The sequence below is a fragment of the Methylobacterium sp. 092160098-2 genome, assembly GCF_028920805.1.
Taxonomy (GTDB): Bacteria; Pseudomonadota; Alphaproteobacteria; order Rhizobiales; family Beijerinckiaceae; genus Methylobacterium; species Methylobacterium fujisawaense.
In genome coordinates, this window is record NZ_JAQPZJ010000003.1 from 275735 (window position 1) to 302238 (window position 26504).

26 protein-coding genes are annotated in these 26504 nt (G+C 70.1%); 11 read left to right on the top strand and 15 right to left on the bottom strand.

Going from position 1 to position 26504, the window contains the following annotated elements; translation table 11 throughout:
• Positions 1-82: 82 nt before the first annotated feature.
• Positions 83-778, top strand: a complete 696-nt coding sequence (locus tag PQI07_RS33560) for an arylesterase (RefSeq protein ID WP_446721013.1) — start codon at positions 83-85, stop codon at positions 776-778.
• A complete protein-coding gene (gene thpR, locus PQI07_RS33565; protein WP_274929026.1) occupies positions 778-1317 on the top strand; it encodes an RNA 2',3'-cyclic phosphodiesterase in 540 nt (179 codons plus the stop codon). Before PQI07_RS33560 ends, thpR begins: the two co-directional genes overlap by 1 nt.
• Positions 1318-1426: 109 nt before the next feature.
• On the opposite strand, the gene coaA is transcribed toward thpR, so the two are convergent.
• From coaA to PQI07_RS33580, 3 genes are all read right to left on the bottom strand, one after another.
• A complete protein-coding gene (coaA, locus tag PQI07_RS33570) occupies positions 1427-2416 on the bottom strand; it encodes a type I pantothenate kinase (protein ID WP_043356784.1) in 990 nt (329 codons plus the stop codon).
• Entirely contained in the window at positions 2413-2736 is a 324-nt protein-coding gene (locus PQI07_RS33575; protein ID WP_043356782.1) for a phosphoribosyl-ATP diphosphatase, read from the bottom strand. The genes coaA and PQI07_RS33575 overlap by 4 nt, the downstream gene beginning before the upstream one ends.
• A 124-nt stretch (positions 2737-2860) precedes the next feature.
• Positions 2861-3808: an aspartate carbamoyltransferase catalytic subunit gene (locus PQI07_RS33580; protein ID WP_043356791.1), complete on the bottom strand. Its 948-nt coding sequence runs from the start codon at positions 3806-3808 to the stop codon at positions 2861-2863.
• Between the two features lie 357 nt (positions 3809-4165).
• On the opposite strand from PQI07_RS33580, the gene PQI07_RS33585 reads away from it, so the two are divergent.
• The 3 genes from PQI07_RS33585 to topA all read left to right on the top strand — a co-directional run bounded on the left by PQI07_RS33585 (position 4166) and on the right by topA (position 8860).
• Positions 4166-5026, top strand: a complete 861-nt coding sequence (locus PQI07_RS33585) for a cytochrome b/b6 domain-containing protein (protein WP_274929027.1) — start codon at positions 4166-4168, stop codon at positions 5024-5026.
• On the top strand, positions 5023-5970 hold the full coding sequence (locus PQI07_RS33590; RefSeq protein ID WP_274929028.1) for a molybdopterin-dependent oxidoreductase: 948 nt from the start codon (positions 5023-5025) through the stop codon (positions 5968-5970). Before PQI07_RS33585 ends, PQI07_RS33590 begins: the two co-directional genes overlap by 4 nt.
• 205 nt (positions 5971-6175) lie before the next feature.
• A complete protein-coding gene (gene topA, locus PQI07_RS33595; RefSeq protein WP_043387664.1) occupies positions 6176-8860 on the top strand; it encodes a type I DNA topoisomerase in 2685 nt (894 codons plus the stop codon).
• A 180-nt stretch (positions 8861-9040) separates the two neighbouring features.
• Here the strand turns inward: topA and PQI07_RS33600 are convergent, their stop codons facing one another.
• The gene (locus PQI07_RS33600; protein WP_043349406.1) at positions 9041-9229 is read right to left on the bottom strand and encodes a hypothetical protein; all 189 of its coding nucleotides are present in this window, start codon (positions 9227-9229) and stop codon (positions 9041-9043) included.
• A gap of 356 nt (positions 9230-9585) precedes the next feature.
• Between PQI07_RS33600 and parE the strand changes: the two genes are divergently transcribed.
• Positions 9586-11658, top strand: a complete 2073-nt coding sequence (parE, locus tag PQI07_RS33605) for a DNA topoisomerase IV subunit B (RefSeq protein WP_043349421.1) — start codon at positions 9586-9588, stop codon at positions 11656-11658.
• Between the two features lie 45 nt (positions 11659-11703).
• Here the strand turns inward: parE and PQI07_RS33610 are convergent, their stop codons facing one another.
• Positions 11704-12195 carry a PRC-barrel domain-containing protein gene (locus PQI07_RS33610; RefSeq protein WP_043349409.1) on the bottom strand — a complete coding sequence of 164 codons (492 nt, stop codon included), beginning with the start codon at positions 12193-12195 and terminating at the stop codon, positions 11704-11706.
• 228 nt (positions 12196-12423) lie between these two features.
• Entirely contained in the window at positions 12424-13290 is an 867-nt protein-coding gene (locus tag PQI07_RS33615) for an outer membrane protein (protein WP_043349412.1), read from the bottom strand.
• Positions 13291-13913: 623 nt separating this feature from the next.
• Here PQI07_RS33615 and PQI07_RS33620 point away from each other — a divergent pair.
• The 3 genes from PQI07_RS33620 to PQI07_RS33630 all read left to right on the top strand — a co-directional run bounded on the left by PQI07_RS33620 (position 13914) and on the right by PQI07_RS33630 (position 17091).
• Positions 13914-14141 (top strand): hypothetical protein, encoded by a 228-nt coding sequence (locus tag PQI07_RS33620; RefSeq protein ID WP_274929029.1) that lies wholly within the window; start codon positions 13914-13916, stop codon positions 14139-14141.
• A gap of 209 nt (positions 14142-14350) precedes the next feature.
• Entirely contained in the window at positions 14351-15931 is a 1581-nt protein-coding gene (locus PQI07_RS33625; protein WP_274929030.1) for a DEAD/DEAH box helicase, read from the top strand.
• 101 nt (positions 15932-16032) lie between these two features.
• Entirely contained in the window at positions 16033-17091 is a 1059-nt protein-coding gene (locus PQI07_RS33630) for a GGDEF domain-containing protein (RefSeq protein WP_043356236.1), read from the top strand.
• Between the two features lie 112 nt (positions 17092-17203).
• On the opposite strand, the gene PQI07_RS33635 is transcribed toward PQI07_RS33630, so the two are convergent.
• On the bottom strand, positions 17204-17581 hold the full coding sequence (locus tag PQI07_RS33635) for a HesB/IscA family protein (RefSeq protein ID WP_043356239.1): 378 nt from the start codon (positions 17579-17581) through the stop codon (positions 17204-17206).
• 122 nt (positions 17582-17703) lie between these two features.
• The gene (locus PQI07_RS33640; protein ID WP_043386375.1) at positions 17704-18720 is read right to left on the bottom strand and encodes a threo-3-hydroxy-L-aspartate ammonia-lyase; all 1017 of its coding nucleotides are present in this window, start codon (positions 18718-18720) and stop codon (positions 17704-17706) included.
• A gap of 209 nt (positions 18721-18929) precedes the next feature.
• Here PQI07_RS33640 and PQI07_RS33645 point away from each other — a divergent pair, with 209 nt between their 5' ends.
• A complete protein-coding gene (locus PQI07_RS33645; RefSeq protein WP_274929031.1) occupies positions 18930-19148 on the top strand; it encodes a hypothetical protein in 219 nt (72 codons plus the stop codon).
• A gap of 133 nt (positions 19149-19281) precedes the next feature.
• Positions 19282-19485 (top strand): hypothetical protein, encoded by a 204-nt coding sequence (locus PQI07_RS33650; RefSeq protein ID WP_043356243.1) that lies wholly within the window; start codon positions 19282-19284, stop codon positions 19483-19485.
• A gap of 72 nt (positions 19486-19557) precedes the next feature.
• Here the strand turns inward: PQI07_RS33650 and lpdA are convergent, their stop codons facing one another.
• The 7 genes from lpdA to PQI07_RS33685 all read right to left on the bottom strand — a co-directional run bounded on the left by lpdA (position 19558) and on the right by PQI07_RS33685 (position 26436).
• Positions 19558-20997: a dihydrolipoyl dehydrogenase gene (lpdA, locus tag PQI07_RS33655; protein WP_043756104.1), complete on the bottom strand. Its 1440-nt coding sequence runs from the start codon at positions 20995-20997 to the stop codon at positions 19558-19560.
• Positions 20998-21010: 13 nt separating this feature from the next.
• On the bottom strand, positions 21011-22441 hold the full coding sequence (locus tag PQI07_RS33660; protein WP_274929032.1) for a pyruvate dehydrogenase complex dihydrolipoamide acetyltransferase: 1431 nt from the start codon (positions 22439-22441) through the stop codon (positions 21011-21013).
• 4 nt (positions 22442-22445) lie between these two features.
• The gene (locus PQI07_RS33665; protein WP_274929033.1) at positions 22446-23039 is read right to left on the bottom strand and encodes a Uma2 family endonuclease; all 594 of its coding nucleotides are present in this window, start codon (positions 23037-23039) and stop codon (positions 22446-22448) included.
• A 15-nt stretch (positions 23040-23054) separates the two neighbouring features.
• Complete coding sequence (locus PQI07_RS33670) at positions 23055-23342, bottom strand: DUF5076 domain-containing protein (protein ID WP_043356258.1); 288 nt, start codon at positions 23340-23342, stop codon at positions 23055-23057.
• A 70-nt stretch (positions 23343-23412) separates the two neighbouring features.
• The gene (locus PQI07_RS33675; RefSeq protein WP_043356260.1) at positions 23413-24855 is read right to left on the bottom strand and encodes a pyruvate dehydrogenase complex E1 component subunit beta; all 1443 of its coding nucleotides are present in this window, start codon (positions 24853-24855) and stop codon (positions 23413-23415) included.
• A 58-nt stretch (positions 24856-24913) separates the two neighbouring features.
• A complete protein-coding gene (gene pdhA, locus PQI07_RS33680; protein WP_043356263.1) occupies positions 24914-25987 on the bottom strand; it encodes a pyruvate dehydrogenase (acetyl-transferring) E1 component subunit alpha in 1074 nt (357 codons plus the stop codon).
• 137 nt (positions 25988-26124) lie between these two features.
• On the bottom strand, positions 26125-26436 hold the full coding sequence (locus PQI07_RS33685) for an FtsB family cell division protein (protein ID WP_043356265.1): 312 nt from the start codon (positions 26434-26436) through the stop codon (positions 26125-26127).
• Positions 26437-26504: the final 68 nt, after the last annotated feature.

Consider the following 26504-nt stretch of genomic DNA (forward strand, 5'->3'; position numbering starts at 1 on the left):
TCTGTGGGCGATGACGAGCATGGCGCGCGAGGTCCTCGGTTGGCTGCGAACTTGGCTGCACGGGCCGCGGGGGCACCGCGATATGGGATCCGCATTGGGGCCGCGCCATGACGACGGCGCTGTGTTCCGGCGCACGGCCCTGTTTGCCGCAGCGCTAGCCGTCCTCATGGTCCCTTTCATGACGGCACCGCAGGCCGCCCCGAACGGCCCGGTCAAGCTCGTCGCCCTGGGCGACAGCCTGACCGCCGGTTACCGGCTGCCCGCCGATGCCGCCTTCCCCACCGTCCTGGAGCGGCTGCTCAAGGCCAAGGGCGAGGACGTGACCGTGTCCAATGCCGGCGTCTCCGGCGACACCGCCACCGGTGGCCTCGACCGGGTCGACTGGTCGGTGCCCGACGGGACCGCGGGCGTGATCCTCGAACTCGGCGCCAACGACATGCTCCGCGGCACCGACCCGAAGGTGACCGAGGGGGCGCTGTCGGCGATCATCGAGCGGCTGAAGGCCCGGGGCATCCCGGTTCTGCTGGCCGGCATGCAGGCCGCGCCCAATCTCGGGCCGGACTACAAGGCGCGGTTCGACGCGATCTTTCCGGCCCTCGCCAAGCGCTACGGGCTGACCCTCTACCCGTTCTTCCTCGACGGGATCGTGGGCGACCGGGCGCAGCACCTCGATGACATGATCCACCCGAACCGGCAGGGCGTCGAGACGATCGCGGCCCGCATGCTGCCGACGGTCGATTCGTTCCTGGACCGGATCCGCCAGGCGCCGGTCCGCTGATGCCGCGCCTGTTCACAGGGCTCGCCGTGCCGCCGGCGGTCGCCGACGCCCTCAAGGGCTACCAGGGCGGGCTGCCCGGCGCCCGCTGGATCGAGCCCGGCGACTTTCACGTCACCCTGCGCTTCCTCGGGGATGTCGAGGCCACCGTCGCCGACGATGTCGTGGAGGCGCTGGCCGAGATGCGGGCGCGCCCGCCCCTGACGGTGACCCTCGACGGCCTCGGCATCTTCGGCGGCGACAGGCCGCGGGCGCTCTACGCGGCGGTGGTGGCCGATCCGGCGCTGACGGATCTCCAGGCCGAGCAGGAGCGGCTGGTGCGCCGCGCCGGGGTCGAGCCGGAACGGCGGAAGTTCACCCCGCATGTCACCCTGGCCCGGCTGCGCCGCGACGCCACGCCGGAGGCGACGGCGATGTACCTGTCGCAGGCGCCGGTCTTCGCGCCGCTGGCCTTCGCGGTTGACCGGGTGACGCTGTTCTCGGCGCGGGACTCGACCGGGGGTGGGCCGTATGTGGCGGAGGCGGACTTTCCGTTCGCGTGAGGCGGTCGCTTCAGGCCTCCCCTCATCCAGAGGGCTCTGTGGGCCCGGAAGACCTCCTTCGAGGCCCGCTTCGCGGTCACCTCAGGATCAGCTGGAGGGTTGGACCGACCTACAGCCGCCGCAGCGCCACGCTCTCGATCCGGTGGCTCGCGCCCTTGGTGAGGATCAGGCTCGCCCGCTGCCGCGTGGGCACGATGTTCTCGCGCAGGTTCGGCAGGTTGATCGTGGTCCAGAGCCGGTCGGCGATGTCGAGCGCCTCGGTTTCCGGGATCTCGGCGTATTTTCGGAAGTAGGAGCGTGGGTCGCGGAAGGCGGTCTGGCGCAGCTTCATGAAGCGGGTGACGTACCAGCGGTGCAGGTCGTCCTCGTGGCCGTCGAGATAGATCGAGAAGTCGAAGAAGTCGGACACGAACGGGATCGCGGTGCCGTCCCGCGGCAGGCGGGCGGGCTGGAGCACGTTCAGGCCCTCGACGATCAGGATGTCGGGGCTCTCCACCACCCGCTCCTCTCCGGGCACCCGGTCGTAGACGAGGTGCGAGTAGAGCGGCGCGGTCACGCGCTTGTGGCCGGCCTTCACGTCGTGGAGGAAGCGCAGCAGCGCGGCGGTGTCGTAGCTTTCGGGAAAGCCCTTGCGCTCCATCAGGCCGTTGGCGGCGAGTTCGGCGTTGGGCAGCAGGAACCCGTCGGTGGTGACGAGGTCGACCTTCGGCGTGTTGGGCCAGCGCGCCAGCAGGGCGGTCAGGATGCGGGCCGTGGTGGACTTGCCCACCGCCACCGATCCGGCGAGCCCGATGATGTAGGGCGCCTTGGTCTCGCGCTCGGCCATCAGGAAGCGCTGCGTCGCCTTGAACAGCCCCTGCGTCGCCGCGACGTAGAGGGCCAGCAGGCGCGATAGCGGCAGGTAGATCGCCACCACCTCCTCGACCGAGATCGGATCGTTGATCGATTGCAGCCGCTCCAGATCCTCCTGGTTGAGGGTGAGCGGCGTGTCGGCGCGCAGCTGCGCCCATTCCTCCCGGCTGAAGCGGCGATAGGGCGAGAGCCGGTCCGACGCGTCGAGGATCGCCTCGACCGAGCCCGGCAGCGCGGCCGCGTTCACGCGTGGCGCCTCGCGGCCTTCTCGGCGATGCCGCTCTGGGCCGTCCGGCGCTCCAGCTCGGCCATCACCGCCTCGAGCTCCACGCCGCCGGCCCGGAGCAGCACGACGAGGTGGTAGAGCACGTCGGCGGCCTCGTTCCTCAGGCCGGTCTTGTCGCCCTGCACGGCCGCGATCGCCGCCTCGACCGCCTCCTCCCCGAGCTTCTTGGCCGCCTTGGCGGGGCCCTCGGACAGGAGCTTGGCCGTGTAGGAGGTGGCCGGATCGGTCCCGGCGCGGCTCGCCACGAGGGCGGCGAGGTCGGCGAGCGTGTAGGCGGTCATGAAGCGATCTGCATGTTGCGCCGGCCCCTTATACGGATCCGGGCCGGATTTCGGCAGGAAACTGCGCCACGACCGCCCTGCGAGCAAGCGGCGCGGGTGAAGGCGGATGGGCTTTGTCCGGGGCTCAGCCGTTCGGGAGATGCCGGGCGAGCGCTTCCAGCACCGCCATGCGCACGGCGACGCCCATCTCCACCTGCTCGCGGATCAGCGACTGCGCCCCGTCGGCGACGTCCGAGGCGATCTCGACGCCGCGGTTCATCGGGCCCGGATGCATCACCAGGGCATCGGGCTTGGCGAGCGCCAGCTTCTCGGCGTCGAGGCCGAAATAGCGGAAATACTCCTTCACGGAGGGCACGAACGAACCGTTCATGCGCTCCCGCTGGAGACGCAGCATCATCACGATGTCGCAGCCGACGAGACCCTTGCGCATGTCCGTGAAGGTCTCGACGCCGAAGCGCTCGATGCCGGCGGGCAGCAGCGTCGAGGGCGCGATCAGGCGGACCCGGGCACCCATGGCCTGGAGCAGGATGATGTTGGAGCGCGCCACCCGCGAGTGCAGGACGTCGCCGCAGATCGCCACCTGCAGGCCCTCGATCCGGCCCTTGTTGCGGCGGATGGTGAGCGCGTCGAGGAGCGCCTGGGTCGGGTGCTCGTGGGCGCCGTCGCCCGCGTTGACCACCGCGCAATCGACCTTCCGGGCGAGCAGGTGCACGGCGCCGGCCGATTCGTGGCGGACCACGATGATGTCGGGCCGCATGGCGTTCAGCGTCGCCGCGGTGTCGATCAGGGTCTCGCCCTTCTTCACCGAGGACGAGGCGACCGACATGTTCATCACGTCGGCGCCGAGCCGCTTGCCGGCGAGTTCGAAGGAGGATTGCGTCCGCGTCGAGGGCTCGAAGAACAGGTTGATCTGCGTGCGGCCCCGCAGGGTCGTGCGCTTCTTCTCCACCTGCCGCGAGAGGTCGACGGCGGATTCGGCGGCGTCGAGCAGCCCTTCGATGTCGGGCCGGGTCAGACCCTCGATGCCGAGGAGGTGCCGGTGCGGGAAGGCCGGGGGCGCGGGCGTCGTCATGATGAGGCCCGGGTGTAGGTGCGGCGCGCCGTCCCGGCAAGGCTGTCCGATGCATCCATCGCGCGCATCCATCGCGGTTCAGGCCGGGACGCGTCCTCCGGCGCACAGGGGCTGGCTCGGCGTGAGCTCCCGGCTGGCCCGTCCGCTCGGAAAGGGGACAGGCCGCGCTCCGCCCTCGGCCCCGTGCCTGGAGCCCCCGCAGGCCCTGCAGCCCGCGGCCGCGCCGGGGAAGCCGGACGGGCCCTGCGGCCTTTTTTCCGCCCGATGGTAACCGGTGCTCCTCGCGCCACGTATTGGCCCGAACGGTCGGGGTTCGGACGATCCCCGGCCCAGCGACGCCCAACCGGGACCCGATTCTTGGCCGCCTCCCCTGCTCTCCAAGCCCCCGAGACCGTCGACCGGCAGGGGCGCCGGTGGTTCTACCGCCATCCGCTGGTGATCCGTCTGGCGCACTGGATCAACGCCGCGGTGCTGCTCGTGCTGCTGATGAGCGGCCTCCAGATCTTCAACGCCCACCCCGCACTCTACTGGGGCGCGGTCTCGACCTTCGACGACCCGGCGCTCGCCATCACGAGCGATCAGGGCCGCGACGGCAAGAGCCGCGGGGTGGTGACGGTCGGCACGCGGACCTTCGACACCACGGGCGTTCTCGGCCTGTCGCGTGAGGGCGGCACGGAGGTGGAGCGGGCCTTCCCGTCCTGGGCGACCCTACCGGCCAACCAGGACCTCGCCACGGGCCGCCGCTGGCACTTCCTGTTCGCGTGGCTGCTGGTGATCAACGGCGCCGTCTATCTCACCTACGGCCTGTTCAGCGGCCAGCTCCGCCGTCGCCTGATTCCGGACGGGGACCAGATCCGCCACTTCGGGGCTTCCGTGAAGGAACACCTGCTCCTGCGCTTCCCCGAGGGCACGGAGGCCAAGCGCTACAACGTCATCCAGAAGCTCACCTATCTCGTCCTGGTGCTGGGCCTTTTACCTGCGATGGTGCTCGCGGGACTCGCCATGTCGCCCGGGATGGATGCCGCCTGGCCCTGGCTCACCGAGCTGTTCGGGGGCCGGCAATCGGCGCGCAGCGTCCACTTCATCGCCGCCGGGCTCATCGTGCTGTTCGTGGTGGTCCACGTGCTGCTGGTGCTGGTCTCCGGCCTCGTCAACAACATGCGCGGCATGATCACCGGCTGGTTCAGCCTCGGCCGTGACCGGGAAGGTGCCCGATGATCCTCCACCGCCGCAAGCTCCTCACCGCCGGCGCCGGCCTGATGGGCACCGCCCTGCTCGGCGGCTGCGACAGATTCGCCGGATCCGATGCGGGCCGGCAGACCCTCCAGGTCGGCGAGGACGCCAACCAGTACGTCCAGCGCCTGCTGATGTCGCCGACAACCCTGGCCCGGGAATTCCCGGCCGCGATGATCTCGCCCTGGTTCAAGCCGAACGGCACCATCGACCCGCCGGACCGCGCCTACCGGGCCCTCGCGGCCAAGAAGTTCGCCGAGTTCAAACTCACGGTCGACGGGCTCGTCCAGACGCCGCTGTCGCTGAGCCTCGCGGACCTGCGCGCCCTGCCGTCGCGGACCCAGATCACCCGTCACGATTGCGTGGAGGGCTGGAGCTGCATCGGGCAATGGGCCGGCGTGCCGCTCGCCGAGGTGCTGAAGCGGGCCGGGCTGAAGCCGCAGGCGCGCTACGCGGTGTTCCACTGCGCCGACACGCTGGAATATGCCGGCGGCGGCCTCGAAGGCGGCGACGGCGCCTTCCTGGGGCGCCCCGGGCATCCGGGCGCGGTGCGCGACGCCTACATCCAGCTCGCCGCCGCCGAGGATTGGGGCGGTGCGCCCACCGCCACCGACGCGCCCAAGGACGATTGGGGCCAGGGCAGCCCGGCCGCGGAGCCCGAGGATAAGCGTACGCCGATCCGCTACTACGAGAGCATCGACCTCTACGACGCCTTCAACCCGCAGACGATCCTGGCCTACGACCTCAACGGCAAGCCGCTGCCCGTCTCCAACGGCGCGCCCCTGCGCCTGCGGGTCGAGCGCCAGCTCGGCTACAAGCAGGCCAAGTACGTGATGCGCGTCGAGATGGTGGAATCGCTCAACGGCATCGGCCAGGGCGGCGGTGGCTACTGGGAGGACCGCGGCTACGAATGGTACGCGGGGATTTGAGTTTCAGCGCCGCGCCAGCCGGGGCATGCGCGACGGAGCGGCTCGACCCCACACCGGCGGCTCAGCCCGCCATTTGACATCCCGCCGCCCGTGACCCACTTGTCCCCGGCGCGCGGCCCCGGCCCGACGGCGGGCATATGTCCCACGCGAATTACGATCAGAATTCGTCCGTCGCGCTCAGGTCCCGTCAGGGGCAGAGGTCTGAATGAAAGTCGTCGTCGTCGAGTCGCCGGCCAAAGCCAAGACGATCAATAAGTATCTCGGCCGCGACTATGAAGTGATCGCCTCGTTCGGGCACATCCGCGACCTGCCGGCCAAGGACGGCTCCGTGGATCCCGAGCAGGATTTCCACATGGTCTGGGAACTGGCCGACCGCGGGGCGAGCCGGGTCTCCGAGATCGCCAAGGCGGTCAAGGGCGCCGACAAGCTGATTCTGGCCACCGACCCGGATCGCGAGGGCGAGGCGATCTCCTGGCACGTGCTGGAGGCCTTGACCGCCCGCAAGGCGCTCAAGGGCATCCCGGTCGAACGCGTCACCTTCAACGCCATCACCAAGGCCTCGGTTGAGGCGGCGATGCGCAAGCCCCGGGAAATCGACCAGGCCCTGGTCGACGCCTATCTGGCGCGCCGGGCGCTGGACTACCTCGTCGGCTTCAACCTCTCCCCGGTCCTGTGGCGCAAGCTCCCGGGCGCCCGTTCGGCGGGGCGCGTGCAGTCCGTGGCGCTGCGCCTCGTCGTCGAGCGCGAGATGGAGATCGAGCGGTTCAAGCCGCGCGAGTACTGGACGCTTATCGCCACGCTGACGACCGCCGACGGCGCGACCTTCGAGGCCCGCCTCGTCGGCGCCGACGGCAAGCGCATCCAGCGCCTCGACGTCGGCACCGGCGACGAGGCCGCCGCCTTCAAGCGCGACCTCGAACTCGCGACCTTCCAGGTGGCGAGCGTCGAGGCGAAGCCCGCCAAGCGCCACCCGCAGCCGCCCTTCACCACCTCGACCCTGCAGCAGGAGGCCTCGCGCAAACTCGGGATGGCGCCGGCCCAGACCATGCGGGTCGCCCAGCGTCTCTACGAGGGCGTCGATATCGGCGGCGAGACCGTCGGCATCATCACCTACATGCGGACCGACGGCGTCGATATGGCGCCCGAGGCGATCCAGGACGCCCGCCGGGTCATCGGCAAGGAATTCGGCGACCGCTACGTGCCCGACGTGCCGCGCAAGTACAGCGTCAAGGCCAAGAACGCCCAGGAGGCCCACGAGGCGGTGCGTCCCACCGACATGAGCCGCCTGCCCAAGATGGTCGCGCGCCACCTCGAGCCCGAGCAGGCCCGGCTCTACGATCTCATCTGGACCCGCACCATGGCGAGCCAGATGGAATCGGCCGAGCTGGAGCGGACTACCGTGGACGTCACGGCGAAGGTCGGCCCCCGCCAGATCGACCTGCGCGCCACCGGCCAGGTGGTGAAGTTCGACGGCTTCCTGACCCTCTACCAGGAGGGCAAGGACGACGAGGAGGACGAGGAGAGCCGCCGCCTGCCGCCCATGAAGGCCGGCGACCCGCTCACCCGCGAGCGGATCAGCTCGACCCAGCACTTCACCGAGCCGCCGCCGCGCTATTCCGAGGCGAGCCTCGTGAAGCGCATGGAGGAACTCGGCATCGGCCGCCCGTCGACCTACGCGGCGGTGCTCCAGACGCTGCGCGACCGCGAATACGTCAAGATCGAGAAGAAGCGGCTGCAGCCGGAGGACAAGGGGCGGCTCGTCACGGGCTTCCTGGAGAGCTTCTTCCGGCGCTACGTCGAGTACGATTTCACCGCCGACCTCGAGGAGCAGCTCGACCGCGTCTCCAATGCCGAGATCGACTGGCGGGCGGTGCTGCGCGACTTCTGGCGCGATTTCTCCGCGGCGATCGGCGAGACCAAGGAGCTGCGCGTCACCGACGTGCTGGAGGCGCTGAACGGCCTCCTCGGGCCGCACATCTTCCCCGACAAGGGCGACGGCTCGAACCCGCGCACCTGCACGGTCTGCGGGACCGGACAATTGTCGCTGAAGCTCGGCAAGTTCGGCGCCTTCATCGGCTGCTCGAACTATCCCGAGTGCAAGTACACCCGCCAGCTCTCAGCCTCGGGCGTCGAGGGCGAGGGGGACGGCTCCTCGGCCGAGGGCGGCCAGCCGGGCGTCCGGGTGCTGGGCGACGATCCCGCCACCGGTCTGCCGGTGACGCTGCGCGACGGCCGATTCGGGCCGTTCCTGCAGCTCGGTGAGGCCTCCACCGAGAAGGGGGCGGAGAAGCCGAAGCGTTCCTCCCTGCCGAAGGGGCTGAGTCCCTCGGCGGTCGACCTGCAGAAGGCGCTGGCGCTGCTGGCGCTGCCCCGCGAGGTGGCGCGCCACCCCGAGACCGGCGAGCCGATCCTGGCCAATCTCGGCCGGTTCGGGCCCTACGTGCAGCATGGGAAGACCTACGCCAATCTCGGCAAGGACGACGACGTGCTGGAGATCGGCGGCAACCGCGCCATCGACCTGATCGTCGCCAAGGAGCAGGGCGGCGGCCGCGGCCGTCCGGCTGCCGATCCCGGCCGCCCGCTCGGCACGGACGCGGCGAGCGGGCGCGACCTCGTGGTGAAGGCCGGCAAGTACGGCCCCTACGTCACCGACGGCGAGGTGAACGCCACGCTGCCGAAGACCATGAGCGCCGAGGCGCTGACGCTCGACGAGGGGATCGCCCTGGTCAACGCCAAGCGTGCCTCGGGCGGCGGCAAGCCGGCGAAACGGGGCGCTGTCCGGAAGACCGCGACGCGCGCGGCGAGCGGCGCCAAGCCGGCGGCCAAGAAGACGGCAGCGAAGAAGCCCGCCGCCAAGAAGACCGCGGCCAAGAAGACGGGCGCCGGCTGACGCAGACAGGTCCAGGCGGCCTTCACCCGCTCGCCGGGTGCAAGGCGCGTCAGCCGCGCCGGTCCGTGTCCAGGGCGGGCACGCGGTCCTGCGCTGCTCTCCCGGCAGCGGTGGGGGACAGGGGCAGACCGACGCGGAGAACGGGATGCACGTCCCGGTTTCCGGGTCCGGCCGCCCGGTTCAGACGAGGTAGGTGATGGTTGCCGCGAGCGCCGTCGCGAAGGTCGCCAGCGCGATCGTGGTGGAATTCATGAGCGCCCGGCCGGGCGGCACGCCGGCCGCGTCGTCGTCGCAGCCGAAGGCGGCGCCGGCCGCGTGCTCGAAGCGGATCAACGTGAGGCGGCGGGCCTCGATCGCGGCATCGCTCATGGGCTGCGGCTCCCTGACCACGGTCAAGATTTATCTCCGCCGTCAACGTCGATCGTCCCGGTCTGTTCCGGCGGCCTGCGGAGGTCGAACAGGCCGGTCACGGGAAAGCCTTAACCCATCGTTGTGCAACGTCGTGATGACGGGCCGCCTGGCCCCCTCGGGGGTCGGGGCGGTTCCGGCCCTCGCTCGCGGCGCCGCAGCATGCGATGGTGCGGCCGCGTCGCCTGGGGGCGAACGGTTTTGATGTTTACGTTTTGTTCCGCTATCATGCGGGGATGAAGGCGCATGCTCCACGACCCAAGACCCGTCTGCGCGAATCCGAGCCGGCCGATGCGCCGCGCCCGCGGAGGCCGCGCGTGAGCGATCCGGCCCGCGACCTGTTCGGACCGGGCGGCAAGGCGGCCGCCTCGACAGCCCCCTCTCGCGCGCCGGAGCCGCGGCGGCGCCTGGACGCCACGGCCTCCGTGACGGCGCTCGCAGCGGCCGAGCCCGATTCCGGCTACACCGCCTCCGACATCGAGGTGCTGGAGGGGCTGGAGCCGGTCCGGCGCCGCCCCGGCATGTATATCGGCGGCACCGACGAGCGGGCGCTGCACCACCTCTTCGCCGAGGTGATCGACAACTCCATGGACGAGGCGGTGGCCGGCCATGCCAGCTTCATCGAGGTGGAGCTGGAGGAGACCGGTGCCCTCGTGGTCACCGACAACGGCCGCGGCATCCCGGTCGACCCGCATCCGAAATTTCCCGGCAAGTCGGCGCTCGAGGTCATCATGACCACGCTGCATGCCGGCGGTAAGTTCGACTCGAAGGTCTACGAGACCTCGGGCGGCCTGCACGGCGTCGGCATCTCGGTGGTGAACGCGCTCTCCGACCTCCTCGAGGTCGAGGTGGCGCGCAACCAGACCCTGTATCGCCAGACCTTCTCGCGGGGCCACGCGCAGGGAGCGCTGGAGCTGATCGGCCGGGTGCAGAACCGGCGCGGCACCCGGGTCCGCTTCCACCCGGACGCGCAGATCTTCGGCTCGCTGAAATTCGACCCACGCCGCCTGTTCAAGATGGCGCGTTCGAAGGCCTACCTGTTCGGCGGCGTCGAGATCCGCTGGCGCTGCGCCCCCGCCCTCCTCGAGGGGCTGGAGGGCGTACCTGCGGAAGCCGTGCACCGCTTCCCCGACGGCCTGCGCGACTATCTCGCCCGCGACATCGACGGCAAGGAGCTGGTCACCGACGCGATGTTCTCCGGCAAGATCACCAAGCCGGGCTCGCACGGGTCGCTGGAATGGGCGGTGGCCTGGATGGTCGCCGAGGACGGGTTCTCGCATTCCTACTGCAACACCATCCCGACGCCCGAGGGCGGCACCCACGAGGCCGGCCTGCGGGTCGCCCTGCTCCGGGGCCTGCGCGAGCACGCCGAGCGCGTGAACCAGGCCAAGCGCATGACCGCGGTGACCACCGACGACGTCATGGCGACCTGCGCGTCCATGCTCTCGGTCTTCATCCGCGAGCCCGAGTTCCAGGGCCAGACCAAGGACAAGCTCGCCACCGTGGAGGCCCAGCGCATCGTCGAGACGGCGGTGCGCGACGCCTTCGACCATTGGCTCGCCGCCTCCCCGGCCCAGGCCAACAAGCTGCTCGACTGGGTGATCGACCGGGCCGAGGAGCGCCTGCGCCGCCGCCAGGAGAAGGAGGTCGCCCGCAAGAGCGCCACCCGCAAGCTCCGCCTGCCCGGCAAGCTCGCCGATTGCTCGGCCGCCGGCACCGCGGGCTCGGAGATCTTCATCGTCGAGGGTGATTCCGCCGGCGGCTCCGCCAAGCAGGCCCGCGACCGGGCGACCCAGGCGATCCTGCCCCTGCGCGGCAAGATCCTCAACGTCGCCTCGGCGAGCCGGGACAAGCTCGGCGCCAATCAGCTGATTTCCGACCTCACCCTGGCGCTCGGCTGCGGCACCGGCGCGGCCTTCCGCGAGGCCGACCTGCGCTACGACAAGGTGATCATCATGACGGACGCCGACGTCGACGGCGCCCACATCGCCTCGCTGCTGATCACCTTCTTCTACCGCCAGATGCCCAAGCTCATCGACCGCGGGCATCTCTACCTCGCGATCCCGCCGCTCTACCGGCTGCAGCAGGGCTCCAAGGTGGCCTATGCCCGGGACGACGCCGACCGGGAGCGGATCATCAAGACGGTGTTCAAGGCCGGCAAGGTCGAGATCGGGCGGTTCAAGGGCCTCGGTGAGATGATGCCGGCCCAGCTCAAGGAGACCACCATGGACCCGAAGAAGCGCACGTTGCTACGCGTCGCGGTCCTGGACGAGGCCCGGGAATCGACCGGCGATACGGTCGAGCGGCTGATGGGCAACAAGCCCGAGGCCCGCTTCGCCTTCATCAGCGAGCGTGCGGCCTTCGCCGAGGGGGCCGACCTCGACATCTGAACCGTTGCGCCGACGCGGTTTCCACCGCGCCGGCCGCCCGGACCGTCAGGGCTTGGTAACCGCCTTGGCCGGGTCGAAGGGCTGGGCCGCCGACACCGTGTCGGTGCTCATGTTGAGGACCGCCGAGAACCGCTCGCCTCCCGGCCGCAGCACAAGGGCACCAGGCTCCACGGCGATCACCTTGCTGCCGAGGCCGAGGAAGCCGCCGACATCGATCACAACGGCCTTAAGGGTCCCGCCATCGGTGATCAGCAGGTCGTCGATCTTGCCGACGCTGTCGCCTGCCGCGTTGCGCACCGTCACGCCGATCATCTTGGAGGCCAGGAAGGCCACAGGCTTGAGCCCCTGACGCTTGGCGGCGTCCTCGGCATTCGCCGCCGCCATCAGCCGCCCGACGCCCTGGCCGTCCGTCGAGGTCCCCGGCCCCGTGCCCGGCAGGACCGTATCCTTGCCGATCACGGAGGCATCCTGCGCACGTGCAGGCGCTCCCGCCAGAGCCAGGGCCGCGAGCGACAGGAGAAGGATTCGGCTTCGCATGGCTGATCGCTCCGGTGCGCCCGGACCCGTCGCGGGGTTCCCGTCCCGGTCCCCGCTTGGTCCCCATGAGGCGCCGCGGTCTCAATCGCGGGTGGCACGCGCGGTTCCGGCGCTCCCTGTCGCACCCGACCGGTCCGGCGGCACGACCCTGAAACGCGAAAGGGCCCGGCCTTGCGGCCGAGCCCTTCCGTTGCGCGGAGCCGGTCGAGCCGGCTCCGACGTTCGATCTTAGTACGAGCCGAACTTGTAGTTCAGGCCGGCGCGGACGACGGCGAACTCGGTCTTGGCGGCGGCGCCGTTGAGGTAGGCGGTGCCGTTCGGGGGCAGGAGGTTGCCGTAGAAGACGCCGCCGGCGGAGTTCTTCTGGCGGTCGAGGCTGACGTACAGGCCTTCGACCTTCAGGGTGACGGCCGAGGAGCGGAAGAAGTTCAGGAAGGAGTCGGTGGGCAGGGCGTACTCGACGCCGCCGCCGGCGGCCCAGCCGGTGCGGAAGCTGTCGCGGAAGCGGTTGCCGGAGAAGTTCTGGTCGTCCTGGCCGGATCCGTAGGCGAAGCCGCCGGTGCCGTACACGAGGGTGCGGTCGAAGGCGTAGCCGAGGCGGCCGCGGACGGTGCCGAAGTAGTCGAGGCCGTTGCCGCTGGTGGCGACGAAGGCGGGCGGGTTGGAGAAGGCGACGCCGGGGAAGCCCAGGAAGCTGTAGTTCTGGGTGGCGTTGGCGCGGCGGGCGAAGTCGACGTACTGGGCGTCGGCCTCGAAGCCGATCACCACGCCCGAGCCCGGCGTGAACTGGTAGTTGTAGCCGATCTGGGCGCCGCCCGAGAAGCCGTCGTTGTTGTTGCGGTTGTTGACGCTGACGACGCCCGAGGTGCCGGGGGAGTTGATCAGCGAGCCGCCCGGCAGGGCGTAGCTGGTGGTGTTGCGGCTGTTGGCGTCGAAGCCGTAGCCGGCGTTCACACCGACGTAGAAGCCGGTCCAGGTGAACACCGGCACCGGCGTGAACACCGGCGGCGGCGCAGCGCGGCGCGGCAGGTCGGCGGCAGACGCCGTTGCGGTCAAGCCGGCGAGGACGGTGGATGCGAGGAGAAGCTTCTTCATGGTGGTGTCGGTCCTGGGGTTAGCTTGAGCCGGCAGCCTTCTAGGCGCTCTCGGATGGCGGGTCTGTCGCTTTCCTGCAACAAGCATCCTCAGACTAGGGACATCCCGTCAACGAAAGATGAAGACTAACCGACCGTCTCCCAAGCAGCCGGCTCGCTTGCCCGTCGAGACTGTACGCGGACAGCTGAAAAGGCTCGTAAGACTAGCTGTGTTGCGCGACGTGCATATTCGGGCACGCCTCAACGGGTGCCGTGATAGCGTCCGACGTCTCGCCGGTTGCATGCAGGGCGGCCGTTTTATTCCGGCACAACTTTGGCGAGAGGGTGCGCGCGGTCGTAAGCGATTGGTTAACCGTATCCGCCGATGGTCCGTCGCTGCGGGCGGGCCTACCCTCTCGAGCGCCCGCGACCGGCTTCCTGCCGGCTCCCGCGTCGCGGCCGGCCGCCTCGCCCGGTGGAGACAGCCGTCCATCCATGCTCAGCCACGACGAACGGAGCCGGAGAACCTTCGGCAGGCGCCGGACTCCGGAGGGGATGGCCGGTCTTCCGGCGAGCCTTCCCGGCCCGGCATCGCATCCTGCGCGGCCGAGGCGGGCCGCCGGGCCCCTGCCCTGGACCCTGCGCATGGCGGGACTCGTCGGGCTCCTCACGGTGGTTGGCGCCTACCAGCTCGCGCGGCTCAGCCGGCCCGATGCGGCACCGATGGCCGCCGCGGTCGCCGCCCTGGCGGGACCGGCCCATCCGGGGATCGCGGATCCGCAGACGACCGGCGCCCTCGCGGCATCGGAATTCGCCCGGTCCACCCGCCTGGATCCCTGCCTCGTGCCCGCATCCGACCGTCTCCAGCCCTGATCGAGGCCCGTTTTGGCGCCCGATCCCCTGTGCGTCGGCGGGCGCCATCACCATTGCGAGATTGACAAGTCGCGCCAGGGCCCTAACTGACATGCGTGATGCGCCCCGCGGCCCCGGGAGCGCCCGATCGCCCCGCGCGAGCCTTTCCCAGCCGTTGCCGCGACGGTGTCCTTCGCGCCGGCCGGGCGCGCAACGGTTCCTGAACGCAGATGCCTTTTTCCGACCTGGGACTGAGTGACAAAGTCCTGAACGCCGTCGAAGCGGCGGGTTATACCGAGCCGACGCCGATCCAGGCCGAGGCCATTCCCCACGTGCTGGCGCGTCGCGACGTCCTCGGCATCGCCCAGACGGGAACCGGCAAGACGGCGGCGTTCACGCTGCCGATGCTGACGCTTCTGGAGAACGGACGCGCCCGGGCCCGGATGCCCCGGACCCTGATCCTGGAACCGACCCGCGAACTGGCGGCCCAGGTGGTCGAGAATTTCGACCGCTACGGCACCAACCACAAGCTCAACGTGGCCCTGATCATCGGCGGCGTGTCCTTCGCCGACCAAGACGCCAAGCTGATGCGCGGCACGGACGTGCTGATCGCGACACCCGGTCGCCTCCTGGACCATTTCGAGCGCGGCAAGCTCCTGCTCACCGGCGTCGAGCTGCTCGTCATCGACGAGGCCGACCGCATGCTCGACATGGGGTTCATCCCCGATATCGAGCGCATCGTGAAGATGGTGCCGTTCACCCGGCAGACCCTGTTCTTCTCCGCGACCATGCCGCCGGAGATCGAGCGGCTGGCGGACATGTTCCTGCACAACCCCCAGCGGGTCGAGGTCGCCCGTCCCGCCTCCACGGCCACGACGATCACCCAGCGCCTGGTCGCAACCGGCGCCGAGGGGCATGCCAAGCGCGAGCGCTTGCGCGACCTGATCCGCGGCGAGGCGGAACTCAAGAACGGGATCATCTTCTGCAACCGCAAGCGCGACGTCGCCCTGCTCCAGAAGTCCCTGGTCAGCCACGGCTTCGACGCCGCCGCCCTCCACGGTGACATGGATCAGCGGGCGCGGACCACCGCCCTGGACGCGTTCCGCAACGGCGAGACCGCCCTGCTCGTCGCCAGCGACGTGGCGGCGCGCGGCCTCGATATCCCCGCCGTGAGCCACGTCTTCAACTTCGACGTGCCGCATCACCCCGAGGATTACGTCCACCGGATCGGCCGCACCGGCCGCGCGGGCCGGAGCGGCACGGCCTATACGCTGGTCGCCCCCGAGGACACGCGCTCCCTCGGCGCCATCGAGGCGCTGATCGGCCAGCCGATCCCCTGGCTGGACGGCGATCTTTCGACGGTGGCCGAGCCGTCCGGCGACACCGGGACGCGTCACCGCGGCCGGTCGGGCGAGGGCCGCCGCGGCGCGCGCTCCGCGAAGGCTGGCGACAAGGGCGGTGCTGCCCGGGGCGGTCGCGCGAGGAGCGGCGACGCCAGTCGCGGCGACGCCAAGGAGATCCGGAGCGCCGGCGAGGCCGAGGAGGCCCGGGAGGAGCGTCCGCGGGCACGCACCGGTCGCGGTGCGGCGGCCGCGCAGCGTCCGGAGGCACGCCAGGAGAGTCGGCAGGAGGGGCGCCAAGAGGCTCGCCCGGAGAGCCGTGCTGCGGGACGCACGACGGCGCGCGCCGGCGCGGCCGGGCGCGAGGAGCGCGGGCGCCGGAACGATGCGGATGGTGATACGCCCGTCGGTTTGGGTTCCCACGTCCCGGCATTTCTGCTTCGACCAGTGTTGGCGAAGAAAGAAAGGTAACAAGGGTCTTTTCGAGCTTAACAGTCCGGCTACCAGACTGCCGTATATCAAGTCAGGGTCGCGGCGCATGCGCGCCGATCGCCCGGGACCACGGGATACGGATGAGCCAGGAGACCTATTCGGACCGCGATCGCAGCTTCGCATTGGCGAAGCGCAGCCATGACCTGATCCGCGACTACGGCCCCTCCGCGACGCCGCGCGCCTACGCGGTCTGGTATGCCTACGTGTCGGGCGAGCTGCCGCTCCTCGCCGATGCCGTGAAGCGCCTCACCACCCAGAACGGCTGCCTCACCGAGAGCGACATCGACGATCTGCACGAGACCTATCTCGACGGGCGGCGCCTCGCGAGCACCACCGACGACGTCAGCCGCGTGGTCCTGAGCGAGATCGCGGCGGTCACCGAGATCCTGGACCTCTCCCTGGGCTCGACGGCGCAGTACAGCGAATCGCTGCGCGGCGTCGCCCAGGATCTCTCCCAGGGCCTTCCGAGCCGGGCGCGGTTCGGCGAGATCGTGGCGACCCTGGCCGCCACGACCCGGGAAGTCGCCGCCAACAACCGGATCCTCGAGGCCCGCATGCGCGAGACGCGCAGCGAGATCGAGACGCTGCGCGAGAAGCTCGATGCGAGCCGGCGCGAGAGCCTGACCGACGCCCTGACCGGGCTGGCGAACCGCAAGCATTTCGAGGAGACGCTGAAGGCGGCCATGGATTCGGCGCGGGCGCGCACCGATCCCATGAGCCTGATCATCCTCGACATCGATTTCTTCAAGCGCTTCAACGACCTGTACGGTCACCTCACGGGCGACCAGGTCCTGCGGCTCGTGGCGATCGTGATGCGCGAGAATGCCGGGAAGCAGGCGCAGCTCGCCCGGTTCGGCGGCGAGGAGTTCGGTATCATCCTCCCCGGAGCCGACCGCACCGTGGCCAAGCGGGTGGCCGAGACAGTCCGCACCAGCGTGATGGGGCGCGAACTGGTCAAGCGCTCGACCGGCGAGTCGCTCGGCAAGATCACCATCTCCCTGGGGGTCGCGGTGCTGTGCCCGGGGGATACGCCGGCCTCGCTGATGGAGCGGGCCGACCTGTGCATGTTCGCGGCCAAGCGCGCGGGCCGGAACCGCTTCCTGGACGATGCGGCCGAGTCGCTGTCGCAGGTGGCCTAGGGGCGCCGCGACGGCGCCCGCCCGCGGCGGAGCGCTTCGGGAGCGGGAGACCTTCCGCGCCGGGGGCGCGGCCGGGCCGCCGCGCTCCCCGCGCCGACGGTGAGCGGGAGCCTCAGGCCGGCGCGGACAGGCGGTCCGCCGAGACCGGCGTGATCGCCACGGATTCTCCGCAACCGCAGGCCGAGGTCTGGTTCGGGTTGTTGAACACGAACTGCGACGCCAGCTTGGTGGTGGTGAAGTCCATCTCCGTGCCGAGCAGGAACAGCACCGCCTTCGGATCGACGAAGACGCGCACGCCGCGATCCTCGACCACGTCCTCGCCGGGCTTGACCGCCTCGGCATATTCCATCGTGTACGACATCCCGGCGCAGCCGCCGTTCCGGACACCGACGCGCAGACCGGCGATCGGCCGGTCGGCCTCCGCCATGATCGCCTTGATCCGATCGGCAGCCCGATCGGTCAGCGACAGAACCTTGAAGCTCGTGGACATTGTCATCCTCCCGCCCATCCGGGTTCAAGGCCCGGGGACGCGCATTCTGGCAGCCACAAGATAAGCATTGGGTCGGGGCCGGTCCACCGCGGCGGGAGCACACCGGCCCGGCAATCGACGCCTCAGGCCGACTCGCCGGTGAGCCGCGCGAAGGCCGCCAGATCGACGTTGCCGCCGCTGATCACCACGCCGACGCGCTTGTCCGTCACGTCCACGAGCCCGTGGAGCACCGCCGCCGCCGCGAGGCAGCCGGTCGGCTCGACCACGAGCTTCATCCGACTGGCGAAGAACCGCATGGTCTCGACGAGCTGCGCGTCGGTGACGGTGAGGATGTCGGACACCCCCGCGCGGATGATCGCGAAAGTGAGGTCGCCCAGCGCCGTCGACTGCGCCCCGTCGGCGATGGTGCGGGGCACGGGAATCGTGACGATCCGGCCCTCGCGGAACGAGCGCTGCCCGTCATTGCCCGCCTCCGGCTCGACGCCGATCACCCGGCAGCCCGGCGACAGCTCCGCCGCGGCCAGCGCGCAGCCCGCGAGCTGGCCGCCGCCGCCCAGGCAGGCCACCAGCATGTCGAGGGGGCCGACCGTCTCGATCAGCTCCTGAGCCAGGGTCCCCTGCCCGGCGATGACGTCGGGATGATTGAAGGGGGGGATCAGCGTCAGGCCGCGGGCCTGCGCGATCTCCCGGCCGAGCGCCTCGCGATCCTGGCTGTAGCGGTCGTACAGGACCACCTCGGCGCCGTAGCCACGCGTGGCGGCGATCTTCGCGGCGGGGGCGTCGCCCGGCATGATGATGGTGGCGGGGGCGCCGAGCAACCGGCTCGCCAGCGCGATCGCCTGGGCGTGGTTGCCGGAGGAATACGTGATCACCCCGCGGGCGCGGGCCGCCTCCGGAAGGGCGCTGATCGCGTTGTAGGCCCCGCGGAACTTGAAGGCGCCGGCCCGTTGCAGGTTCTCCGCCTTGAAGAACAGCCGGCCGCCGGTCATCGCGTCCGCGGTGCGCGAGGTCAGGACCGGCGTGCGATGGGCGGCCCCGGCGATCCGCTCCGCGGCGCGGGCCACGTCGGCGAAGGTGGGAAGGCCGCCGGCCGCGTCGATGGGGTCGCCCTGCATCGTGTCCTGCATCGCGTTTCGCATCGCTCCTGCGCCGGTCGTGCCGGACGTCATAGGGCCGTTTCGGTCCGTGCGCATCCGGCCCGGTCCACATGCGGAAGCGGAGCCATTCGGCCCTTCGCCGCTTATCCCCGCAGCGACGTCTTGGCAGGAACGCTGGGGGGCGGCATCGCCATGCGGATCGAGACCATGTGCAGACCTGCGATCCGGCCGGCGGTCGGCGGGGTGGCGTCATGAGCGCCCGGAATCAGACCTCCGGCGATGCGGCGACCGAGGTCACATTCCGGGGCCGCGGGCTGGCCCTGCAATCCGGTCGGCGGCTGATCCTGCTCGTCTGCCCGCTCTGTTCGCAGCGCAACGCACAGCGCGGCGCCGAGCGCGGCATCTGCGAGTGGTGCGCTTACGTCCCCTCGCCGGATCAGGCCGAGCCGGTGGATCGGCTGCGCCGCTGACGGGCGTTCCGGTGTCGGCGCGGATCGCCATCGCCTTGCGCAACCTCAGCATTTGTTTTTGAGTTTTATCTATTTATGGTTGCCGAACCGCCGCGCGCTCCCACATTCCCGTGGACGCTCGACTGGAGGGACCATGCAACCTTCCGAATGCTGCATCTTCCGGATGACCCTCGCGTCCGTGCTCGGCAGCTGCATCACGCTGCTGCTCGTCCGGGGGCTCGATCCCATCGCGGCGCTGCTCCTGATCCCCGTCGGCGGCAGTACGGCGACGGTCGCGGTGATCCTCCTGTTTCAGCTGGTGAGCCTGACGCGCGCGGCGGCGCCCGGTTCGGACTGACGGACCCGTGCCGGCCCGGCCCGGCCTGGGCCGGACCGGAGCCCGACCCGAGCCCGGCTTCCCACTGCCGGATCAGGTGTGGATCACCTTGCCGTAGGCGTCGAGCACGCTCTCGTGCATCATCTCGCTGAGCGTCGGGTGCGGGAACACCGTGTGCATCAGCTCCTCCTCGGTGCTCTCCAGGTTCATCGCCACCACGTAGCCCTGGATCAGCTCGGTCACCTCGGCGCCGACCATGTGGGCGCCGAGCAGCTGGCCGGTCTTGGCGTCGAACACGGTCTTGATCAGCCCGTCCGGCTCACCGAGCGCGATCGCCTTGCCGTTGCCCGCGAAGGGGAACCGGCCGACCTTCACCGCAAAACCCTGCTCCTTGGCCTTGGCCTCGGTCAGGCCGACGCTGGCGATCTGCGGCTGGCAATAGGTGCAGCCCGGGATCTTGGCCTTGTCCATCGGGTGGGTGTGCAGGCCCTTGATCGTCTCGATGCAGATGACGCCCTCGTGCTCCGCCTTGTGGGCGAGCATCGGCGGGCCGGCGACGTCGCCGATCGCGTAGAGACCGGGCACGTTGGTGCGGCCGAGCCCGTCGGTCACCACGATCCCGCGGTCGATCTTCACCCCGAGCTTTTCCAGGCCGATCTTCTCGATGTTGCCGACGACGCCCACCGCCGAGATCAGTTTTTCAGCCGTGATCGTTTGTGACTTTCCGTCGCCGCCCTCGATGGTCGCCGTGATGGAATCGGCGCCCTTCTCGACCTTCGTGACCTTCGCGCCGGTGAGAATCTTGATCCCCTGCTTCTCGAAGCGCTTGCGGGCGAGGCCTGCGATCTCGGCATCCTCCACGGGCAGGATCTGCGGCAGCAGCTCCACCACGGTCACCTCGGCGCCCATGGTGCGGTAGAACGAGGCGAACTCGATGCCGATCGCGCCCGAGCCCATGACCAGCAGGCTCTTGGGCATCGTCTCGGGGACCATGGCCTCATAGTAAGTCCAGATCAGCTTCTTGTCGGGCTCGATCCCGGGGATCGCCCGGGGCCGGGCGCCGGTCGCCACGATGATGTGCTTGGCTTTGTAGGTGCCGGCCCCCTTGGCGCCCTTCGGCGCCTCGGCGCGCTTGGTCTCCGTCACGGTGACCTGGCCGGGCTGGTTGCCCTGTGCGGCGCTGTCGACCGCGGCCTCGCCCCAGATCACGTCGACCTTGTTCTTCTTGAGCAGCATGCCGACGCCGCCGTTGAGCCGGCCCGAGACGCCGCGGGAGCGCTTCACGATGGCCGCGGTGTCGAACCCGACCTTCTCCGCGGTCAGCCCGTAATCGCCGGCGTGCTGGAAGTAGTGGTAGATCTCGGCCGAACGGAGCAGCGCCTTGGTGGGGATGCAGCCCCAATTCAGGCAGATGCCGCCTAGGTGCTCGCGATCGACCACGGCGGTCTTGAACCCGAGCTGCGCCGCGCGGATCGCCGTGACGTAGCCGCCGGGCCCGGCGCCGATGATGAGGACGTCGTAGGTGTCGGACATCGTGTGCTCCGGCTCAGACCAGCATGCCCATCGGGTTCTCGATCAGCCCCTTGAAGGCCGAGACCAGCTCCGCGCCGAGCGCACCGTCGAGGACGCGGTGGTCGCAGGACAGGGTGCAGGTCATGACCTGGACCACGGCCGGCGCCCCGTCCTTCACGACGACGCGCTTCTCGCCGGCGCCCACCGCCAGGATGCTCGATTGCGGCGGGTTGATCACCGCGGTGAAGTGCTTGATGCCGAACATGCCGAGGTTCGACACCGAGGTGACGCCGCCCTGGTACTCCTCGGGCTTCAGCTTCTTGGCGCGGGCCCGGGCGGCGAAGTCCTTCATCTCGTTGGAGATGGTCGAGAGCGTCTTCTCGTCCGCCCGGCGGATCACCGGGGTGAACAACCCGCCGTCGATGGCGACCGCGACGCCGACCTCGGCGTGCTTGAAGCGCAGGATCCGGTCCTCGGCCCAGACCGCGTTGGCGGCCGGCACGCGGGTGAGCGCGAGGCCCATCGCCTTGATGACGAAGTCGTTCACCGAGAGCTTGAAGGCGGGCTTCCCGTCCTTGTCCTTGGCCGCGGAGCCGTTGAGCGTCTCCCGCAGCTTCATCAGCGCGTCGAGCTCGCAATCCACCGTCAGGTAGAAGTGCGGGGCGACCTGCATCGCCTCGGTGAGGCGCTTGGCGATGGTCTTGCGCATGCCGTCGAGGGGCACCTCCTCGTAGGCATCCTTGGCGTAGAAGCCCTTGACCTGATCGGTCGTGAGGCCGGCCGGCGCGCCGCCCGCGGCGGCGGCCTTCGGGGCGGGGGTGGCCGCCTTCGGCGCCTCGGCGGCCTGGGGGGCGGCGGGCGCCTGGGTGGCCCCGGAGGCCTTCGCGGCCTGGACGTCCCGGGCGATGATGCGGCCGTGCGGGCCGCTGCCCTGGACGGCGCCGAGATCGACACCCTCCTGCTTGGCGATCCGCCGGGCGAGCGGCGAAGCGAAGACCCGTCCGCCCGTGCTGGCCTGCGGCGCCCCGCCGGGCTGCGCGCCTTCCGGCGCCGCGTTCACCCGCTCGTACCCCATGTGGCCGCCGCCGGGCGTGGTGTTCTGGTTGGCCGCCGAGGCGTCGGCCTTCGGCTCAGGCTTGGCGTCAGGCTTGGCGTCAGGCTTGGCCGCTCCGTTGGAGGCCGCCTTCGGCGCACCGCCGGCGGCGGCCGCCGACACGTCCTCGCCCTCGGCGGCGATGATGGCGATCAGGTCGTTGACCGGCACGTCCGCGGTGCCCTCGGGCACGAGGATCTTGGCGAGCACGCCCTCGTCGATGGCCTCCACCTCCATGGTGGCCTTGTCGGTCTCGATCTCGGCCAGCACGTCGCCGGACTTGACCGCGTCGCCCTCCTTCTTGAGCCACTTGGCGAGGTTGCCCTTCTCCATGGTCGGGGAGAGCGCGGGCATCAGCACGTTGATCGGCATGGCATCAGGTCTCGGGCAAGGCCGGGGCGGCCGGATCGTCGAAGGGAAAGAGGTCGTCGAGGGGGAACGGGACGGCGTCGAAGGGCGGCAGGGCCACGGCCTCGCCGCGCTGGACCGTAGCGAGGAGCACCCAGCGCCCGTCCGCGAGGGCGAAGCCTTCGAGCACGCCCGCGGCTGGATCGAGCAGCCAGAGGTGACCGATCTTGGCCTCCGCATAGATGCGGCGCTTGCGCCCGCGATCGAGGCGGACCGTGGAGGGCGAGAGGATCTCGCAGACCGAGTCCGGCGCGATCTCGATGTGGGCCGCTTCCAAGTCGGTCGGCACCCGCTCCCGGCGCCAAGCCGCCAGATCCGGCACCACGACATGGGCACCCAGGTGGAGTTCCGGTTCAATCATGAAAATCCAGCCGCCGGGTCCGCCGCGTCCATAACGGAACGGGGTGCCCAGCAAGGTGGACAAATCGGACGCGGCCATCGCGTGCCGGGGCCGCGGCCGCGGATGCGTCTCCAGCACACCGTCGATGATCTCGGCGACGAGATGCGCGGGGACAGCCTCCAGATCCGCGTAGGTCGCCTGCCGGACAGCCGCCTCAGCCATGGTCGGCAGCCATCGCTAGTTGAGGCCGCCGGGGTCGAGCCCCTCGGCCTCCCAGCCCGCGCGGATGCGCTCGACCGCCTCCTCCTCCGACATGTCGGTCTCCAGCGCGTAGGCGCGGGCTGCCTGCCGGGCGAGATCGGCCAGGAGCCGGCCCCAGGTGGCCGGGTCGTCGAAGGAGCGGCGGAGGGCCACGCTCACCGCGCCGTCGACCACGGCGGCGCGCAGCACCTCGATGCCGCCCTGTTCGAGAGCGTCGGGCGGGATGGCGAGTTCGGCGAAGTCGCTGCTGGAATCTTGGCTCATGGCGCGCCGGCTGTTCCTTGGGCCCCCTGCCGGGACGGAGGCGGGGACATGCGCCCCGCCCGCGCGCCCGTCACTTGTAGCAGACGCTCTTGGCGGCCTCGACCACCTCCGCCACATTCGGCAGCGCCAGCTTCTCCAAATTGGCCGCGTAGGGCATCGGCACGTCCTTGCCGGTGATGCGCAGGACCGGAGCGTCCAGGAAATCGAAGGCGTCGACCATCAGGCGCGCCACGATCTCGGCGCCGACGCCGGATTGCGGGAAGCCCTCCTCGACGGTAATGCAGCGGCCGGTCTTCTTCACCGATTCCACCACCGTCTCGGTGTCCATCGGGCGGATCGTGCGCAGGTCGATCACCTCCGCCTCGATGCCCTGCTCGGCCAGGGCCTGCGCGGCCTTGAGGGCGTAGGTCATGCCGATCGCGAAGGACACGATGGTCACGTCGCTGCCGGTCCGGTGGATCCGCGCCTTGCCGATCGGCAGCACGAAGTCGTCGAGCTGCGGCACCGGGAAGGACTGCCCGTACAGGATCTCGTTCTCGAGGAAGATCACCGGGTTCGGGTCGCGGATCGCGGCCTTGAGCAGGCCCTTGGCGTCGGAGGCCGTGTAGGGCGCGATCACCTTGAGGCCCGGCACGTTGGAGTACCACGCGGCGTAGTCGTGGCTGTGCTGGGCGGCGACGCGGGCGGCCGCGCCGTTCGGGCCGCGGAACACGATCGGGCAGCCGAGCTGGCCGCCGGACATGTACAGGGTCTTGGCCGCCGAGTTGATGATCTGGTCGATCGCCTGCATGGCGAAGTTGAAGGTCATGAACTCCACGATCGGCTTCAGCCCGGCGAGCGCCGCGCCGACGCCGATGCCGGCGAAGCCGTGCTCGGTGATCGGGGTGTCGACCACGCGCTTCGGTCCGAATTCCTGCAGCAGGTTCTGGGTGACCTTGTAGGCGCCCTGATACTCGGCGACCTCCTCGCCCATGACGAAGACGTCGCCGTCGCGGCGCATCTCCTCGGCCATGGCGTCGCGCAGGGCCTCGCGGACCGTCTGGGTGACCATCGGCGTGTCGGCCGGGAACTCCTCCATCACCGGCTCTCGGGCCTTGTTGGTGATGACGGCGGGTGCCGCCGGCGCCTTCGGGGCGTCGTCGCCGGTCTTGGCGGCGGGCGCGGGCTTGTCGGCCATGCCCTCGGCCTGCATGTCGGGCGTCGGCGCCGGATGGCCGCCGGCGCCGTTGGGCTTCGCCCCGCCGCCGGACTGGACGCTCGCCGGATCCTCGCCCTCGCCGGCGATGACGGCGATCGGCGTGTTGACCGCGACGCCCTCGGTGCCCTCCGCGATCAGGATCTTGGCGAGCACGCCCTCGTCGATCGCCTCCACCTCCATGGTGGCCTTGTCGGTCTCGATCTCGGCCAGCACGTCGCCGGACTTGATCGGGTCGCCCTCCTTCTTCAGCCACTTGGCGAGCTTGCCCTCCTCCATGGTGGGCGAGAGGGCGGGCATCAGGATGTCGGTCGCCATGCTCAGCTCTGCGGTCGTCGTCTCGTTCGGGGGGCGGCCAGCGTCGTCGGCGACGCGCTCAGGCGTGCGCGTCCAGCAGGATGTCGGTCCACAGCTCGGACGGATCCGGCTCGGGATCGTTGGTGGCGAACTCGGCCGAGGCGTTCACCGTCTCGCGGACCTTGGCGTCGGTGGCCTTCAGCTCGGCTTCGGGCACGCCGTGCAGCTCGAGCAGGCGCTTGCGCACCATCTCGATCGGATCGTGCTCGTCGCGCATCTTCGAGACCTCGTCCTTGGTCCGGTACTTGGCCGGATCGGACATGGAGTGGCCGCGATAGCGGTAGGTCTGCATCTCCAGGATGTAGGGCCCCTGGCCACTGCGGGCGTGCTCGATCGCCCGGGTGGCGGCCTCGCGGACGGTGCGCACGTCCATGCCGTCGACCTGCTCGCCGGGGATGCCGAAGGAGAGGCCGCGCTTCGAGAAGTCCGTCTGCGCCGAGGCCCGGGCCACCGAGGTGCCCATGGCGTAGCGGTTGTTCTCGATGACGTAGACGACCGGCAGCTTCCAGAGCGCCGCCATGTTAAAGCTCTCGTAGACCTGGCCCTGGTTGGCCGCGCCGTCGCCCATATAGGTCAGGCTGACCTTGCCGTTCTCCCGGTAATGGTCGGCGAAGGCGAGGCCCGTGCCCAGCGAGACCTGTGCGCCGACGATCCCGTGACCGCCGAAAAACTGCTTCTCGCGGCTGAACATGTGCATCGAGCCGCCCTTGCCGCGGCTGTAGCCGCCGCGGCGGCCGGTCAGCTCGGCCATGACGCCCTTCGGGTCCATGCCGCAGGCCAGCATGTGGCCGTGGTCGCGGTAGCCGGTGATGACCTGGTCGCCCTCGACCGAGGCCATCTGCATGCCGATCACCACGGCCTCCTGGCCGATATAGAGGTGGCAGAAGCCGCCGATCAGGCCCATGCCGTAGAGCTGGCCGGCCTTCTCCTCGAAGCGCCGGATCAGCAGCATCTCGTGGTAGGCGTGGAGATCCTCGTCCCGGGTGAATTGCGGCATGTTGGGCGCCGGCTTGTGCGCCTCGGCCGCCTGAGGGCTCGCGGCCTGCGATTGGGAGGACGAAGCGTCCTTGGCAGGCTCCTTGGCGGCGTCCATCGGCGCTCTCCCCGTGATTCCACGCGACGTGGTGGGGGTGTAGGACAGCGAGGATTGGAAAGCGAGGGCTGCCGCTCTGACAGGAAGCCGCTCTTGTCAGAGGACTTTCGGGGCGGACTCACGGGGCCCGGCGGCGATCAGGGCGTGATGATAACCACGTCGTTGGCGTGGACCCGGCCGAGCACGATCCGCGCCCGTTCCTCCAGGAGGTCGCGGTCGATCTGGTCGCTCTTCAGCAGCGCGACCCGGTGCTCCCAGGTGGCGCGCTCGGCCCGCACGGCGGCGAGTTCCTGATTGAGGCCGTAGGCGCGGATTTTCAGCGCCTTCTTGGCTTCGAGTCCGCGGTTGCCGCTCTCGGCCTGCCACACGAAATAGCCGACCACGAGCGCCGACAGGGTCCAGAGACCCAGCGGCAACACAACCATTCTGACTCGGCGGCGCACGACCATGGCGCGACCCTCGCGCGGAAAGGTTAATGGTTCTTTGCGATCGTGCCGCGACAGGTTCGGGGCGTGAT

What these genes read in the sequence shown, in the direction of transcription:
- PQI07_RS33560 (WP_446721013.1), top strand. Translation starts at nt 83, where the DNA reads ATGGGATCCGCATTGGGGCCGCGCCATGACGACGGCGCTGTGTTCCGG.
- thpR (WP_274929026.1), top strand. Translation starts at nt 778, where the DNA reads ATGCCGCGCCTGTTCACAGGGCTCGCCGTGCCGCCGGCGGTCGCCGAC.
- PQI07_RS33575 (WP_043356782.1), bottom strand. Translation starts at nt 2,736, where the DNA reads ATGACCGCCTACACGCTCGCCGACCTCGCCGCCCTCGTGGCGAGCCGC.
- PQI07_RS33580 (WP_043356791.1), bottom strand. Translation starts at nt 3,808, where the DNA reads ATGACGACGCCCGCGCCCCCGGCCTTCCCGCACCGGCACCTCCTCGGC.
- PQI07_RS33590 (WP_274929028.1), top strand. Translation starts at nt 5,023, where the DNA reads ATGATCCTCCACCGCCGCAAGCTCCTCACCGCCGGCGCCGGCCTGATG.
- topA (WP_043387664.1), top strand. Translation starts at nt 6,176, where the DNA reads ATGAAAGTCGTCGTCGTCGAGTCGCCGGCCAAAGCCAAGACGATCAAT.
- PQI07_RS33600 (WP_043349406.1), bottom strand. Translation starts at nt 9,229, where the DNA reads ATGAGCGATGCCGCGATCGAGGCCCGCCGCCTCACGTTGATCCGCTTC.
- PQI07_RS33610 (WP_043349409.1), bottom strand. Translation starts at nt 12,195, where the DNA reads ATGCGAAGCCGAATCCTTCTCCTGTCGCTCGCGGCCCTGGCTCTGGCG.
- PQI07_RS33615 (WP_043349412.1), bottom strand. Translation starts at nt 13,290, where the DNA reads ATGAAGAAGCTTCTCCTCGCATCCACCGTCCTCGCCGGCTTGACCGCA.
- PQI07_RS33620 (WP_274929029.1), top strand. Translation starts at nt 13,914, where the DNA reads ATGGCGGGACTCGTCGGGCTCCTCACGGTGGTTGGCGCCTACCAGCTC.
- PQI07_RS33625 (WP_274929030.1), top strand. Translation starts at nt 14,351, where the DNA reads ATGCCTTTTTCCGACCTGGGACTGAGTGACAAAGTCCTGAACGCCGTC.
- PQI07_RS33630 (WP_043356236.1), top strand. Translation starts at nt 16,033, where the DNA reads ATGAGCCAGGAGACCTATTCGGACCGCGATCGCAGCTTCGCATTGGCG.
- PQI07_RS33635 (WP_043356239.1), bottom strand. Translation starts at nt 17,581, where the DNA reads ATGTCCACGAGCTTCAAGGTTCTGTCGCTGACCGATCGGGCTGCCGAT.
- PQI07_RS33640 (WP_043386375.1), bottom strand. Translation starts at nt 18,720, where the DNA reads ATGCGAAACGCGATGCAGGACACGATGCAGGGCGACCCCATCGACGCG.
- PQI07_RS33645 (WP_274929031.1), top strand. Translation starts at nt 18,930, where the DNA reads ATGAGCGCCCGGAATCAGACCTCCGGCGATGCGGCGACCGAGGTCACA.
- PQI07_RS33650 (WP_043356243.1), top strand. Translation starts at nt 19,282, where the DNA reads ATGCAACCTTCCGAATGCTGCATCTTCCGGATGACCCTCGCGTCCGTG.
- lpdA (WP_043756104.1), bottom strand. Translation starts at nt 20,997, where the DNA reads ATGTCCGACACCTACGACGTCCTCATCATCGGCGCCGGGCCCGGCGGC.
- PQI07_RS33660 (WP_274929032.1), bottom strand. Translation starts at nt 22,441, where the DNA reads ATGCCGATCAACGTGCTGATGCCCGCGCTCTCCCCGACCATGGAGAAG.
- PQI07_RS33665 (WP_274929033.1), bottom strand. Translation starts at nt 23,039, where the DNA reads ATGGCTGAGGCGGCTGTCCGGCAGGCGACCTACGCGGATCTGGAGGCT.
- PQI07_RS33670 (WP_043356258.1), bottom strand. Translation starts at nt 23,342, where the DNA reads ATGAGCCAAGATTCCAGCAGCGACTTCGCCGAACTCGCCATCCCGCCC.
- PQI07_RS33675 (WP_043356260.1), bottom strand. Translation starts at nt 24,855, where the DNA reads ATGGCGACCGACATCCTGATGCCCGCCCTCTCGCCCACCATGGAGGAG.
- pdhA (WP_043356263.1), bottom strand. Translation starts at nt 25,987, where the DNA reads ATGGACGCCGCCAAGGAGCCTGCCAAGGACGCTTCGTCCTCCCAATCG.
- PQI07_RS33685 (WP_043356265.1), bottom strand. Translation starts at nt 26,436, where the DNA reads ATGGTCGTGCGCCGCCGAGTCAGAATGGTTGTGTTGCCGCTGGGTCTC.